Source organism: Promicromonospora iranensis (genome assembly GCF_028994805.1).
Lineage (GTDB): Bacteria > Actinomycetota > Actinomycetes > Actinomycetales > Cellulomonadaceae > Promicromonospora > Promicromonospora iranensis.
In genome coordinates this window covers 399,458-414,152 of sequence record NZ_JAJQQP010000001.1, presented here as the reverse complement: position 1 = coordinate 414,152, position 14,695 = coordinate 399,458, and the positions used below count along the sequence as shown (strand labels likewise).

Annotated in this window: 10 protein-coding genes; 3 read left to right on the top strand and 7 right to left on the bottom strand. The window is 73.8% G+C overall.

What is annotated here, in order from left to right; genetic code table 11:
* Positions 1-11: 11 nt before the first annotated feature.
* Complete coding sequence (locus LUM46_RS01800; RefSeq protein ID WP_274991874.1) at positions 12-998, top strand: carbohydrate ABC transporter permease; 987 nt, start codon at positions 12-14, stop codon at positions 996-998.
* The gene (locus tag LUM46_RS01795; RefSeq protein WP_274991873.1) at positions 995-1,921 is read left to right on the top strand and encodes a carbohydrate ABC transporter permease; all 927 of its coding nucleotides are present in this window, start codon (positions 995-997) and stop codon (positions 1,919-1,921) included. Before LUM46_RS01800 ends, LUM46_RS01795 begins: the two co-directional genes overlap by 4 nt.
* 31 nt (positions 1,922-1,952) lie before the next feature.
* On the opposite strand, the gene LUM46_RS01790 is transcribed toward LUM46_RS01795, so the two are convergent.
* Together LUM46_RS01790 and LUM46_RS01785 are read right to left on the bottom strand one after the other, a co-directional pair.
* Complete coding sequence (locus tag LUM46_RS01790) at positions 1,953-2,513, bottom strand: methylated-DNA--[protein]-cysteine S-methyltransferase (protein WP_274991871.1); 561 nt, start codon at positions 2,511-2,513, stop codon at positions 1,953-1,955.
* A 67-nt stretch (positions 2,514-2,580) separates the two neighbouring features.
* The gene (locus tag LUM46_RS01785; RefSeq protein ID WP_274991870.1) at positions 2,581-4,113 is read right to left on the bottom strand and encodes an AlkA N-terminal domain-containing protein; all 1,533 of its coding nucleotides are present in this window, start codon (positions 4,111-4,113) and stop codon (positions 2,581-2,583) included.
* A 148-nt stretch (positions 4,114-4,261) separates the two neighbouring features.
* On the opposite strand from LUM46_RS01785, the gene LUM46_RS01780 reads away from it, so the two are divergent.
* Positions 4,262-9,946 (top strand): hypothetical protein, encoded by a 5,685-nt coding sequence (locus tag LUM46_RS01780; protein WP_274991869.1) that lies wholly within the window; start codon positions 4,262-4,264, stop codon positions 9,944-9,946.
* A gap of 22 nt (positions 9,947-9,968) precedes the next feature.
* Here the strand turns inward: LUM46_RS01780 and LUM46_RS01775 are convergent, their stop codons facing one another.
* The 5 genes from LUM46_RS01775 to LUM46_RS01755 form a co-directional block, all read right to left on the bottom strand.
* Entirely contained in the window at positions 9,969-10,562 is a 594-nt protein-coding gene (locus LUM46_RS01775) for a GNAT family N-acetyltransferase (RefSeq protein ID WP_274991868.1), read from the bottom strand.
* 20 nt (positions 10,563-10,582) lie between these two features.
* Complete coding sequence (locus LUM46_RS01770) at positions 10,583-11,554, bottom strand: alpha/beta hydrolase (protein WP_274991867.1); 972 nt, start codon at positions 11,552-11,554, stop codon at positions 10,583-10,585.
* Between the two features lie 29 nt (positions 11,555-11,583).
* Entirely contained in the window at positions 11,584-12,519 is a 936-nt protein-coding gene (locus LUM46_RS01765; RefSeq protein ID WP_274991866.1) for an LppM family (lipo)protein, read from the bottom strand.
* A 108-nt stretch (positions 12,520-12,627) separates the two neighbouring features.
* Positions 12,628-13,974 (bottom strand): MFS transporter, encoded by a 1,347-nt coding sequence (locus LUM46_RS01760; protein WP_274992067.1) that lies wholly within the window; start codon positions 13,972-13,974, stop codon positions 12,628-12,630.
* A 5-nt stretch (positions 13,975-13,979) separates the two neighbouring features.
* Positions 13,980-14,597, bottom strand: a complete 618-nt coding sequence (locus LUM46_RS01755; protein WP_274991865.1) for a winged helix-turn-helix domain-containing protein — start codon at positions 14,595-14,597, stop codon at positions 13,980-13,982.
* Between the last annotated feature and the right edge of the window lie 98 nt (positions 14,598-14,695).

The window sequence follows — 14,695 nt, the reverse complement described above, 5'->3', positions numbered from 1 at the left end:
CTGGAGGATCCATGGACTGGCTTCTGAGTGCCGGGGACGACCCGGTGCACAAGTTCTTGCTGATGATCATCGCGATCGCGCTGTTCGTCGCGGTGATGGCCCTGATCCTCGTGGTGGTGGACCGGCGACGGAACCCGTCGAAGTGGTTCGTGGCGGGGGGATTCGTGGGGCCCGCGCTCGTGCTCCTTGCAGCCGGCTTGTTCTACCCGGCCGGCGGGACCATCGTGAACTCGTTCCAGAACCGCAACGGTTCCGAGTTCATCGGGCTGGACAACTACGCCAGGGCGTTCTCCGAGCCCGCGTTCCTGCTCGTACTGGGGAACACGGCCCTGTGGGTGCTGGTGGCGCCGGCCCTCGCCACGTTCATCGGCCTGGTCTACGCCGTGGTGGTGGACCACAGCCGGTTCGAGAAGTTCGCGAAGGCCCTCGTGTTCCTGCCGATGGCCATCTCCATGGTCGGCGCCAGCATCATCTGGCGGTTCGTCTACGAGTTCAAGCCCGAGAGCGTCGAGCAGACCGGCCTACTGAACCAGATCATCGTCTGGCTGGGCGGCTCGCCGGTGCAGTTCCTGCTGGAGCGGCCGCTCAACACCTTCCTGCTCATGGTCGTGCTCATCTGGATCCAGACCGGTTTCGCCATGACCTTGCTCTCGGCGTCGATCCGGGCCATCCCGACGGACATCGTGGAGGCTGCCCGCCTGGACGGCTTGTCCGGCCTCGGCATGTTCTGGCGCATCACGATCCCGAGCATCCGACCGGCGCTCGTCGTGGTGCTGACGACCATCGCGATGACGACCCTCAAGGTCTTCGACATCGTCCGCACCATGACCGCCGGCCGCTACGGCACCTCGGTCGTGGCGAACGAGTTCTACGAGCAGAGCTTCCGGCAGAACAACGCGGGCCTGGGTGCCGCGCTCGCGGTGCTGCTGTTCGTCATCGTGATCCCGGTCATCATCTACAACGTGCGCCAGATGCGACTGGCCGAGGAGGTCCGATGAGTACCACCCAGCCGGCCGTGGCGCCCAAGGCGGTTCCGCCGCCGTCGAACCTCCAGCAGCGAGCGCGCACGGCGAAGAAGAAGCTCACCTCACCGTGGGCGAGCATGATCGCCGTCGTGATCGCGCTCGTGTGGACGGTGCCGACCTTCGGGCTGCTGATCACGTCGTTCCGGCCCGAGATCGACATCCGGCGCAGCGGCTGGTGGACGGTCTTCGCAGACGCGTTCGCGGGAGAGGGCGTGTTCTCGTTCCGCAACTACGAGATCGCGCTGTTCGACAGCTCGACCAGCCTGATCGACTTCTTCGTGAACTCGTTCGTGATCACGTTGCCCGCGGTGTTCATCCCGATCACCGTCGCGCTGCTCGCGGCCTACGCGTTCGCGTGGATCGACTTCAAGGGGCGCGACATCCTGTTCGTGGCGGTGTTCGCGCTGCAGATCGTGCCCATCCAGATCACCCTCATCCCGCTGCTGCGGGCGTACGTGGGCACCGGGATCAACGGCACGTTCTGGCCTATCTGGCTGTCGCACTCGATGTTCGCCCTGCCGTTGGCCATCTTCCTGCTGCACAACTTCATGCGGGACATCCCCTCCTCGCTCGTCGAGGCGGCCCGGGTGGACGGAGCGGGGCACGTGAAGATCTTCTTCCGGGTCATCCTGCCGCTGCTCACACCGGCCATCGCCGCGTTCGCGATCTTCCAGTTCCTCTGGGTGTGGAACGACCTGCTGGTGGCGCTGGTCATGGGCGGTCCCCAGACCTTCCCACTGACGGTGCGGATCGCCGAGCTGGCTGGTTCCCGAGGTGGCGACTGGCACGTGCTGTCCGCCGGGGCGTTCATCTCGATCATTGTGCCGCTGATCGTGTTCCTGAGCCTGCAGCGCTACTTCGTGCGTGGCCTGTTGGCGGGCTCCGTCAAGGGCTGACCCTCACCCCGCCGAGGTAGTCAGCTGGCGACTACCTCGGCGGGGTCGTTTCGCGGGCCAGCAGGCTCTGCTTGATCGGCAGCCCGTAGCGGAACCCGCCCAGCGTGCCGTCGGTGCGCAGGATGCGGTGGCACGGCACGAACAGCGCCGCCGCGTTCATCGCGCACGCCCCGGCAGCCGCACGCACCGCCGCGGGCCGGCCGGACCGCACCGCGTACTCGCTGTACGTGATGCGCTCGCCGGCCTTCACCTCGCGCAGCACGTCCCAGGCGTGGGTCCGGAAGGGACCGCTCACCTGCCGTACCGGCACCCGCCCGGGCGCCCCGTGGTCGCCGTCGTAGAAGGCGCGGACGGCGTCCGCTGCCTCGGCGAGCACACCGCCCGACGGCGACGTCGCGGCGAGCCGGCCCGGAGCCGTACCCGGCCGGAGGGTCGGATGGACGAGGGCGAGCAGCGCGTCGAGGTCGGCGGTCCAGCCGGCGGCCAGCACCGCCTGCTGCGCCGGAGCGACGGCGGTGCCCGATGCGTCGGGCACCTCGTCGACGAGGATGCTGAAGGGGCCGTCCGGGGTGGTCAGCGTGGTCGCGTGCATGGTGTTCCTCTCGTGGGACAGGTTGTCGGACGCACGGGTCACTCGGGTGACCCACCGGCCTGACGTGTCAGGCGGAGCGCCAGAGGTGCATGGCGGCGTACGAGCGCCAGGGCGCCCAGACCGCGCCGCGTCGGGCGAGCTCCTTGAACTGGTGGGGCCGCGGGTCTTCCGGAGAGACCAGGCCGAGGTTGCGCGCACCGGCGAGCAGGGCGACGTCGCCGTCCATGAGGACGTCCGGGTCGCCGAGCACCCGGAGCGCCACGTAGCCGGCGGTCCAGGGGCCGATGCCGGGTCGGGACACCAGGCGCCGGCGTAGGTCGTCGGGTTCGTCACCGACGCTGAGGATGAGGGTCCCGTCCGCGAGGTCACGGCCGGCAGCGACCACCGTCGCCAGGGTCCGGGCGGGCAGGCGGAGGTGCGCCGGTGCGCCGTCGGCCACCTGGGCGGAGCTGGGGAACAGACGTGCGAGGCCCTCGAACGCGGAGGCGTACGGGGTGCCGACGCCCGTCGCGAGGCGGGACAGGTGGGTGCGTGCCGCGGCGACGCTGATCTGCTGACCCACGATCGCGCGGACCAGCAGCTCCGCCGGGTCCAGCGTGCCCGGTACACGGATGCCCGGGACCGCGGCGACGGACGGTGCGAGCACCGGCTCGGCGGCAAGCGCCGAGTCGACGGCGACGGGGTCGGCGTCGAGGTCCAGCAGACGCCGGACCCGCGCGACGGCGACCGGCGCGTCCGCCAGGTCGGTGAGCTCGAGGTCCAGGTCGACCCGGCCGCTGCCCGGACGCGGCACACGCACCTCGAACGCGCCGGGGCCGTGGGGCAGGGCGACGGTCCGGGCGTACCGGAGGACGCTCAGGTCCGCCGACTCCACGCCCTCGACCGAACGGACGGCGAGGAACTCCAGCACGCCCCGCGCGTCGAACGGCTCCCGGACGGGCAGGGCGAGCGAGATCCGCACGGGCTCGCCGGCCGTGGCGCCGGTCTCGCGGGCCGGGTCCTTGACCGTGCGCCCGGACCGCCGGGCCCGCGCCCGCAGCTCCGACGGCGTCGCGCCGAACACCTCGGCCACCGTGTCGTTGAACTGCCGGATGGAGCCGAACCCGGCGGCGAAGGCGACGTCGGCCAGCCGGAGGGAGGTGCCGACCAGGAGCGCACGGGCCGTCTGTGCGCGCTGCGCCCGGGCCAGCGCCAGCGGCCCCGCGCCGAGATCCGTGACCAGGAGGCGGTGCAGCTGCCGTTCGGAGTACCCCAGTCGCGTCGCCAGCCCGGAGACGCCCTCGCGGTCCACCACGCCGTCGGCCACGAGGCGCATGGCGCGGCCCGTGAGGTCCCGTCGCAGGTCCCACGCGGGCGTGCCGGGGGCCGCCTCGGGCAGGCAACGCTTGCACGCTCGGAAGCCTGCCTCGTGCGCGGCGGCCGACGTCAGGTAGAACGCGACGTTCTCCGCCTTCGGCGTGCGGGCAGGGCAGGACGGCCGGCAGTAGATACCGGTGGTCCTGACCGCCGTGTAGAACTGCCCGTCGAAGCGGGAGTCGCGCGCGGCGATGGCGCGGTAGCGCTCGGTGAACGCGGGGCCGCGGAGCTCGACGTCGGTCATGTCCACCATCCTGCGCCCTGTCAGGAGCCGACGGCTAGCGGGTTTCGGACACGGCGGTGGATGCCCGGGCGCGGGCGCTCGCCCGCCCCTCGGACTCACCCTGTGGATAGATAGCGCGCTCGCTGTCGACTCCGCCAGGATGGCGGGCATGCCTCCGACCTGGGCCGGCGACGTCGTCGCCCGCCTCACCGACACCACGAGGTGTCCTGCCTGCGGGGAACACCTCACGTCCGTCGTCTGCGATGCCTGCGGGCTCGATGTCTCCGGACGACACGCGCAAGAGGTATGGCGGTTGTCCGTCGCCGCGGCGGACACGCTCCGGGACCGAGAGGCGGCGCTCGACGCGATGCGGCGGGCGCAGGTCGTCGCGACCGGCGGTGAGGTCGACCCGGACGCGCGAACGGCCGACGGCCTGGGCCGTCCGGCCCGCGGGGACGGTGCCGTGACCGCGCCGGCGCTCGCGTCGCCGTCCGCACCGTCGCCGTCCGCGCCTTCGGTACCGGCACCAGTGCTCGTGCCGCCCGCGCACCGTCCGCCGGCGCCCGCCGTGCCGCTACCCGTACCCACCTCGCCCGCACCAGCGGTGCGTCGAGCGGAATCGGCACGACCGACCGTGGCCGGCCCGCCGCAGCCCGCCGGCCCGGCTGGCGCGGCCGACCAGGACGCCGCACCGTCGTCGCGCCCGTCCGGGCCGGGCATCTCGCTGCAGCCGATCCTCGCGGGCGCCGGAGCGGCGCTGCTCGCCGTGTCGGCGGTGGTGTTCGTCTTCTTCACGTTCGGCGACAACCTGCTGCTGCGTGCGGTCGTCACGGGGATCGTCACGGCCACGGCGGTGACGGTCGGGGCCCTGCTGCGCCGAGCCGGGCTGCGCACGACGAGCGAGGCCGTCGCGGCGCTCGCGGTGGTGCTGGCGTGGGTGGACGTCGAGCTCGGCATGCAGGCCGGCCTGCTCGGCGGGCTCGACCCGGCGCTGGCTCGGGCAGCGGTGCTCGCCGTCCTGGCACCCGGGTTCGTCGCGCTCGGAGCATGGCTGCGGGTGCGCTCGTGGGTGTCGGCGGGGCTGGTGTCGGCACCCGTGGTGCCGGCGCTGGTGGCCATCGGCCTGCCTGCCTCGACGTGGTCGATGTGGTGGTGGGTGCCCGCGCTGCTGCTGGTCGGCGTCGTGGCATGGGCGGCGATGCGGGTGGCGCAGCTGGTCGGCGAGCGCTCCGGCACCCGGTTCGTCGCCGAGACGCGGGTGCTGCGGGTGGTGCGAGCCGCGGGGCCGCCGTTCGCCCTGCTGGCTGCGCTCGGCGCCGAGGCCGTGTGGCCCTCTGCCGTGCCGGGCGCGGCGGCGATCCTGTGGTCCGGCGTGGTGGCGTTCTCCGTGGTGTTCGGATCCTGGCTGCGGGTGCGCTCGTGGGCTTCGGTGGGGCTGGTGTCGGCGCCGGTGGTGCCGGTCCTGGTCGGGCTCGCCCTCCCGGGGGCCGCCGGGTCCGCGCGGTGGTGGGTGCTCGCGTTCGTCCTCGTCGCGGTGGTCGCCTGGGCGGCGATGCGGCAGCTCCCGGTGCTCGTGCGGCGGCTCGGTGCCGACGTCACGTTCGACCTCGAGGAGAGTGTCCTGCGCTTGCTCCGCGCCGCAGGACTACCGCTCGCCCTGATCACCTCGCGCGGGGCCGAGGCGGTGCCACCGCTGACGGGGCCCGGTGCGACAGCGGTCCTGTGGTCCGGGGTGGTCGTCCTCTCCGCGCTGCTCGGGTACCGGCTGCGCGTCCGCTCCTGGACGACGACCGCTCTTGTCGCCGCGCCGGTGGTGCCCGTGGTGGTCGCACTGGCTCTGCCTGCTGCTGTCTGGTCGGCGTGGTGGTGGGTGCTCGCCCTGATGCTGGTGGGGCTCGTCAGCTGGGCGGCGGGGCGGTCGCTGCCGAAGCTCGCGGAGCGGCACGGCACGGAGTTCGGCATCGAGGCGACCACGTTGCGGATGGTGCGCGCGGCAGCCTTCCCGCTCGCGCTGGCGGCATCCTTCACCGCGGAGGCCGTTCCGCCCCTGACGCGGCTGGGCGCGGCGACGGTGCTGTGGTCCGCGGTGGTGGTCCTCGCCGTGACACTCGGCTACCGGCTCCGTGTGCGGTCCTGGCTGTCGGCCGCGGTGCTCGCCGCACCGGCGGTGCCGGTGCTGGTGCTGCTGGGCCTGCCCGCCTCCGCGTGGTCGGCGTGGCGGTGGGTGCTGGCGATGGTGCTGGTCGCGGTCGTGGCGTGGGCGGCGATACGACTGCTCCCGGCACTCCTCCGGCGTCTCGACGCCCCGCCCGGGTCGCTGTTCACCGTCGAGGCGCGGGTGCTGCGGGTGGTGCGCGCGGCCGGGCTGCCCGCCGCCCTGGGGGTCTCGGCCCTGGCTGTCCTCACGGTGCCGGTCGCACCCCTGACCCCGCTGGGGACCACCGCCGCGCTGTGGTCCGCCGTGGTCGTCACCGGGGCGGTGCTCGGCCACGTCCTGCGGGTTCGGGCATGGATGTCCGCAGCGGTCCTCGCGGTCCCGGCCGTCCCGCTGCTGCTCCTCGGCGCCGGCGACCCGCCCGACGGCTCGTGGCTGCCCGCGGTGGCCCTCCTGGCCGCGGCGCTCGCCACCCTGCTCGGGCGTGCCGCCCGCCTCGTCTCCGGACCACGGATCAGGTCCCGGCTGCGGGCCGAGATCGCGGTGCTCGACGTCGGCGCGCTCGTGGCGGTACCGCTTGCCGTGCTCCTGTCGTTCGTCGTCCGCCAGCCTGAGGCGCTGCCGGGCCTCGGCGGCACCGCCCTGCTCCTCGCACTCACGGCGGTGACCGTCGCGCTCCTGCGGCGCGCCACCCACCACCGGCACTGGACGGTCTTCGGCGGTGTGCTCGCCGTCGCGGCAGGCGGGCTGCTGGGTTGGGTCGGTCAAGGGGCCGGAGCGGGCTGGGTCCCCTTCGGCGCGGCATGCGTGTGGGCGGTGCTCGCGCTCCTGACCGCTCCGCGCCTGCTGCGCGCGGCGGGCGTCGGCTCCGTCCGCGGGGCCCTGGCCCCGACCACCCGGGACGACCTGCTGCTGAGCGGCTGGATCGTCGTGGCGGCCTCCGCGGTCCCGGCGATCATGCTGGTCCTGGCGCGGGTGGCGGACGCCTGGGCGGCCGCCTGGTCGGCGCGGGATGCCGCGTGGACGGTGCCCACCGGTGCGCTGGTTCCCACGGCGGGGGCCGGCGAGGTGGTCCGGGGCGCAGGGACCCTTTTCAGCCCGGACCTCCCGTGGGCGCACCTGGGGACCGTGGCCCTCGTCGTCGTCACGCTGCTGGCGGCACGGCTCGCCCCGCGCCGGCGGCGGGCCGAGGCCGTCGTCGCCCCCGTGGCCGCGCTGGTGGCCGCCGTCGGGCTGGCCCTCGACCCGCGCCTCCTCGCGGCGGTGTCCCTCACCGCCGTGGCGCTGCTCGCGTCCACCCTCGTTGCGGCGACGGCCGACCGGTCTGCGGCCTGGCGCGTGCTGCGCCCGGCCGTCGCGACCGTGCAGGGCGCGGTCAGGGCACTGGTCCGCGCGTCGGGGCGGCTGCGCGTGATCGGCGGGACCGGCACCACGGGCGCCGACCTGCGTCTCGCGCGCGCCACGGCCCTGGCCGGGGCGTTCACCGCGACCGGGATGCTGCTCGCCTTCTCGTGGGTGTCGCGGCCCACGGCGGCGGGCGGCGCCCTCGCCGTCTGCGCGCTGCTGCTGTCGCTGCGCGGCGTGCTGCGGCCGACGGCGCACCCGTGGCTGGTCGGGGCCGGGTACGCCTACCCCCTGGCCGTGCTCGGGGTGGTCCTCAGCTGGCTCGATCTGTCCACCGTCGCGGCGATCTGCACGGTCTCGGCCGTCGCCTCGCTGGTGACCATCGCGGTCACCCTCGGGGCACGCACCTCGCGGAACGAGTGGTACGTGGTGCTCGGTGTCACCGCCGGGCCGTTCGCGGCGGGCGTGGTCACCGTGGTGCTCGAACGCACCTGGTGGTCGGCGGGTGCCGCCGCGGCCATGCTGGCGCTCGAGCTCGTGCTCCTGCTCACCGCCCGGGTGGGCCTGGCCCGCGTCGTCCGTGCCGGAGCCGCCTTCCTGCTGCTTCCCACGGCGTCCGTCATGGTCACCAGCGCGGGAGCGATGATCCTGGAGGTCTCGGGGTCCCCGTACGTCCTGCCGGCCATCGCGGCGTTCGTGTCGGCGGTCGCGGGCGGAGCGGCTCGCGTCGCGGACCGGATCTCGACCCGGGTGCCGGACGGCGGTCCCGGGCTCGCCGCGGCGATACGCCGGAGCCTGGAGCGGTCCGCGCTGCTCACGGGCGCCATCACTGTCGTCCTCGCCTACGCGCGACCGGCGGCCGGGTCGGACGTCGCGGTCGCCGTGCTGCTGCTGCTCATGGCCGGCACCGTGCTCGTCGCGCGCGAACCCGGGCGTCGCCACGTCTGGCCGCTGGCCGGTGCGCTCGGACTCGCCGCGCTCTGGACGGCACTGGGTGGTGGCGACGTGCGGCTGGTCGAGGCCTACACCCTCCCGCCGGCACTGGGCGCCGTGGCGGTCGGCGTGCTCGTGGCCTGGCGCGTGGGCCGCTCCGAGCCCGGCGCCGCGGACGCGGCGACCACGAGCGCCCCCGGTCCGGTCACCGCCGCGACGCATGCGTGGCGGCTCGCCGCCGTCGGCGCCGGGCTCGCCGTCGTGCCGAGCCTCCTGGTGCACCTGACCCGCGCCGAGCCCGCCGACTGGCGGGCGTTCGCCCTGGTGGGCGGCGCCGCGATCGCACTGGCGGTGGCGTACGCCCTGGACCTGCCGGCGGTTCGCCGGCGGGTCGCGTTCCTGCGCGACTCGTGGACACGTCCCGTGCGGCGTGGACTGGTCGCGGTGGGTGCTCTGGCCGCACTCAGCGGCGTGGTCGAGTCGCTCCATGTCGCACGCGAGCCGGTGAGCTGGTTGGGGTCCGACGGTGAGCAGCCTGGCCTGTCCCGGCTGACCTGGTACGACGGCGCCCCGTTCGGGGTACCGGTCGACGCCGGCTGGGTGTTCGCCGCTGGACTGGGCTGGGCGCTCGTGGCCGGGCTGCTCCTGGTCGCGGCGGCCGCTCTGGTCCGCCGGCCGGCGCGCGGCAGGACGGCAGCGTGGCTCGACCGCTGGGGCATGGCACCGGGCCTGGTGCTCGTGACGCTGGGCGCGGTGGCCAACACCCGCCCGGTGTGGGGCTCGATAGTGCTGCTGCTGGCCCTGGAGCTGGCGCTGCTCGCCGTGCTCGTGCTGGTCACGCGGCGGGCGGGACGCGCGGGAGTCGGAGCACCACCGTGGTTGGTCTGGCTGTGCGCCACGGCCGTCGCGATCGCTGCCTGGTCGCCGCGCGAGCTGCGCGTCGAGGCGTTCTCGGTGATGCTCGGCGCCGGCCTGATCTGGTCGGGTGCGGTGGCGCTGCGCCGCTGGGTGGCAGCCGGCGCACCGAAGGAGACGTCGGGCACGCTCATGACGTGGCCCCTCGGCCACGGCGGTTCCTGGCGCACCATCGGTTGGGGCATCGCGGCCCTCGTCGGCCCCTCGGTGCTGTCCACCGCCACCGACCCGTTGACGATCCGTGCGTCGTGGGTGGTGCTCGCCGCACTCGCGGCGGTCCTCGTCGGGTCACGGCTGCGCCTGTCGGCACCGTTCTGGATCGGCGTCTGGACGCTGGCCGTCGAGGTGGTCGTCGTGTTCGCCAAGCTGGGCGTCGGCGTCTCACCGCTGCCGTGGATCCTCACCCTCGTCCCGGCCGCCGTCGTGCTGCTCATCATCGCGACGCTCGACGAGCGCAGGACGGCGGCCTCGGGAGGTACCGCGGCATATCTGCGCGACCTGCGCTGACCGGCCGACGTCCGGCGGCGAGCTAGCGGGGCTCGGGCACGGCGGCCCCGGCCGTCAGCCGGGCCTCGAGGCGGTCGCGGACGCCGGGCCACTCGTCGGACAGGATCGAGAAGTACAGGGTGTCGCCCTCGGAACCGTCCGCCGCCACGCGGTGCGCGCGCAGCCTGCCCTCTTCCTGGGCGCCGAGCCGCAGGATCGCGGCGCGCGACCGGTCGTTCCGCGCGTCGCAGCGCAGCGCGACCCTGCGCAGGTCGAGCACCTCGAAGGCGTGCCGCAGCAGCATCAGCTTGGCCGCCGGGTTGGTCGCGCCGCCCCACCAGGCCCTGCCGTAGAACGTCGAGCCGATCTCGACCCGGCGTTGCCTGGTGCTGAGCTCGTAGAACCGCGTGGTGCCGCGGACCTCGCCCTCGGGGCCGAGCACGGCGAACGGGAGGTGGTCGGGGGCCGCGAGGGCGGCGTCCACGTAGGTCTCCATCGCCGGGGCGGTGTTCGGGGGAGCTGTGGTCATGCCGGCCCAGAGCTGGGCGTCGACCAGGCCGGCCAGCGCAGGAGCGTGGGCGTGCGAGAGCGGCTCGAGGCGGACGCCGTGCGCGCTGAGACGGAGATCGTGCTGCATGGCGTCATCCCACCACGACCTCAGACCGTCGCGTCCAGCCAGTCCAGAACCGTGGTGAGGTACTTCTCGCGGGCCTGCTTCGGGGACAGCGCCAGGTCGTGGGCGCCGCCCTCGATGATCGCCACGTCGACCGTCTCGCCCAGCTTCGGGGCGCGGGCGTGCATGTGCGCGACGTCGAGGATCGCGTCGGTGCTGAGCATGACCGCAGCCTCCCCGCCGTCGGGCCCTGTCCTGTCACTGGTGCACAGGAGCGTCGGGCACTGCACGGCGAGACCGCGAGCCAGCCTGCGGTGCCCGCGCCGGATCGCCGCCAGCCATCCCGCGCGGACGGGGAACCCGGCGTACGGCTTCCACCGCAGGTCGTACTCCCACTCGCCGCCCGTGGCGTGGTGCAGGGCACGACCGTAGTCCCCGCCGAGCGTGGTGAGCACGGTGCGCGGCGCTATCCGCCCGAGCACGTACACCGCCTGGGTGACGATCGTCCGGTCGGACCACGTGCCCCGCAGGTCGAACCACGGGCTGTTCAGCACCAGTGCCGTCACCCGGTCCGGCCGCGCGTTCGCGTACATCGAGGTGATCAGACCGCCGGTCGAGTGCCCCATGAGCACCAGCCCGGCGTGGCCGTCCTCGGTGATGGCGTCGCCGGCGGCGTCGAGGTCCTGCTGGTAGAGCCGCAGGCTGTTGACCATGTTCGGATCGCCACCGCCCGCCGTCCACGCGTCGATGGAGCGCCCGTGCGCGCGCAGGTCGATCGCGTAGAACGGGTAGCCCCGACCGGCGACGGCCTCGGCGAGGTGCCGCTGGAAGAAGTAGTCCGTGAACCCGTGCACGTACAGCACCGGCGGGCGGCCGACACCGGGACCGTCCTCGGGCACGTAGCGGACGAGGGTCGCCTCGGCGCCCTGCGGCAGCCGCAGGGTGCGGGCCTCGAAGCCCTCGCCCAGCACGTCCTCGGTCCAGTCGGTCCCGCTGTCGTCCATGGCACGGTTCACCGGGCCAGTCTGCCCCAGGTCGTGACCGGTCAGAATCCCGGCGGAAAGCTCGGCGGCCGGTTCGGGTCCGGCGGCGTCGCCTGCTCCTGCGGGTGGGTGGGAGCCGCGCCGTACTGCGCCGGGCCGGCCCCGTACGGCTGGGACGAGGGGTACGCCACGGGGGCCGCCGGCTGCTGCTGGGGGAGTAGCTGCTGCTGGTGCGGGACGTGCGGCTGTGGGAACGGAGCGCCGACCGGCTCCGGGCGCCGGTCCCGTACCCGCAGCATGGCCTGCCACACGATGATGCCGATGAGCAGCAGGATGACCAGCCCGCTCAGACCGAGCACGAGGACCATCCACTCGGGCACGACGGGCAGGGTCACCACCTCGGAGGCGCCGGCCGCCTCGTCGGCGAGCTGGTCGGTCGGGCCGGTCGCGGCACCTCGTGCCCGGATCTCGACGGCCTCGCCCACCGTGGGCTCCCAGCGCACGGTGTTGCCGTCGACGGTGCCGTTCGAGCTCTTCACCTTGCCCGGGAACGTGAGGTCGACGGTGACGCTCAGATTCTCGATGGAGGCGCCGCCTCGGCTCCTGAGGCTCTCCTCCGTCAGGTCGAGCGTGCCGGACACCACGTAGTCGCGGCCTTTGCGCACCACCTCGATCGGCCAGCCCACCTGGGCACCGACGTCGCCGATCGCCACGTCGGGGTAGACGTACCGGGTTCCGGTGTAGCCGTCCTGCTGGAAGTTCTCGGTGCGGACCGCGTCCTGCGCGGGGTCGTCCTGGCCCTGGGTCAGGGCGTCGATGACGCTGTCGGGCGACTGCCCGGTCTGGTCCAGGTACTTGTCCTCGACGGCCAGCACCACGCTGGACGCCGCCGCGTCGTCGGCCTTCAGGTCCACCTCCACACCCATGCGCACGCACCCGGACAGAGTCAGGGTCAGTACGGCGAGGGAGGCGGCAGCCAGGACGCGGGAGCGGATCACCCAGACAGCATGCAGGTCGTCGCCCGGTATCGAAAAGCCTGATTGAGGGGAGTTGTCCCCATGGGCGGGACGTCGGGTAGCCGGTATGGGACGGGCTCGGTGGCCCGGTCAGGCGGCGGTGGGCGTGACCGGAGTGGCGGCTGCGGGATCGGCGTCGGGGCCTGCGGCTGGGCCGGGGCCCGGGCCCCGGGGGCCGCCCGCAGCGAGTCTCCGCTCCCGGCGCAGCGCGGGCAGGAAGCAGGCAGCGCCGAGAGTGCTGAACGCGCCCGCGAGCACCATGGCCGCCTGCGTGGACAGCAGGTCCGCCGCCCAGCCGAGGGCGGGAGCGGCCAGGGAGAACGCCGCGAACGAGAGCATGGACGCCATCGACAGGACCGTCGAACGGTTCCGGGACTCGGCCTCGCGATGCAGCAGCGCCTGATAGGCGGGCCCGCACGCGCCGTGCAGGCTGTAGGTCACGAGGTAGGCGGCGACCAGGCCGACCGGACCGAGCGCCAGGCCCATCCACACCGCCCCGAGCCCGTTGAGCAGACGAGCCAGGATCGCCGTCCGGGCGACGCCGAGGCGAGGCGTGGCAAGGCCGGTGAGCGCCGCCCCTCCGGCGAACACCGCCCACCCCGCCGCGGCGGCCGGCCCGGCGACGGCCGCGCCGGCGGTGGTGCCGCCCAGCAGCTCGGACAGCCGGATCGGCTGGAACGTCTCGAACACCACCATGCCGACGCTCCAGAACACCTCGACGAGGAGCAGCCAGCGCAGCACGCGGTTGTCGCGCGCGAGCCGCAGACCGTCGCGGACGATGCCCGGTGCCTGGCGCGCCGACGCGAGCACCTTGCTGCCCGGCCGTGCGACGTCGGCAGCGGGTGCCGGGCCACGGGGTGCCTCCCGTACCAGGACCGCCACGGCGACCAGGTGGATTATCGCGAGACCGGCGTACACCGCGTAGGGGAGCGCCAGAGCCGACCATGCGTCGAGCGGGTGCCACCAGACGAGCCCGCCCGAGACGAGGGCACCGGCGGCCATCGAGACCCCCAGCACGGTGCCGTGCGCGGCCAGCGGCCGGTCGACGTCGGCACCGGGCTCGGTGGCGTGCACGGTGTCGACGAACCACGCCTCCAGGGGTCCGGAGTCGAGCGCTCTGAAGGCGCCGGTGACCGTCGCTGCCAGGGCGAACGCCCAGAAGTTCTGCGCCGTGAGGAACAGGACGGCCGCCGCCACCTGGAGCACGGCGGCGACGACGAGCAGCGGACGGCGGCCCAGCGCGTCGGCCAGGCCGCTGGTGGGCAGCTCCAGGAGGAACACGGTGAGCCCGGTGACGGAGAGCGCCGTCAGCGCCTGGGTGACCGACAGCCCGCGCTCGAGCGGCAGCAGCGTGGTCACGGTGACGATCAGTCCGACGGGGAACCACCGGGTGAGGGTCAGCAGCAGGAAGACACGCCGCGCCCGGGCCGGGGTCATCGGGATCACGGCTGGTCCGTTCCGGTGTCCGTGTCGGCGTCGGTGTCCAGGTCCGGGATGTCGTCCGGCTCCAGCGGGAAGGCCGCGGTCCAGAAGGTCACGCGGCGCCCGTCCGGGGCGGGGTCGGCGTCCCGGTAGCGTTCGAGGACCTCGTCCAGCTCCCGGCGCAACGCCTGGAGCTGCGCCGGGTTGACCGTGACCCAGGAATCGCCCATGCCCGCCGCGTCCTGCCACTCGTCCGGCCACGCGTCGGCGACGTCGAGCCAATGGCCGAAGTCGGTGCTGAACAGGCGCAGGTAGTCACGTTCCAGCCAGCCGAGCGCGGTGGCGGCGTCCTCGTCGTGCGCCAGCTCGGTGCGTTCCCAGCTGTGCGAGCTCGTGGCGGCCCGCCACAGCCGCTGCTTGCCGGTCCCCTCGCCCGTGTCCGCCACGAAGCCGACGGACTCGAGCTTGCGCAGGTGATAGCTGGTGGCCCCGGAGTTGGTGCTCAGCGCCGTCGCGAGCGTGGTCGCCGTCGCCGGACCGCCGCGCCGCAGGGTGCCGAGCAGGCGCGAGCGCAACGGGTGAGCGAGAACCTTGACGGCCTCGGGAGTGAGGCGGAAGTCGTCGTGTGCAGCAGGCATGCATGCACAATAACTGTGCACAGTGATCGTGCACAATAGTTGTGCACCAGCGGATGCGCCGGCCCGCAGCTTGCCCGCTGCGTGATCCGCCGAGCCGC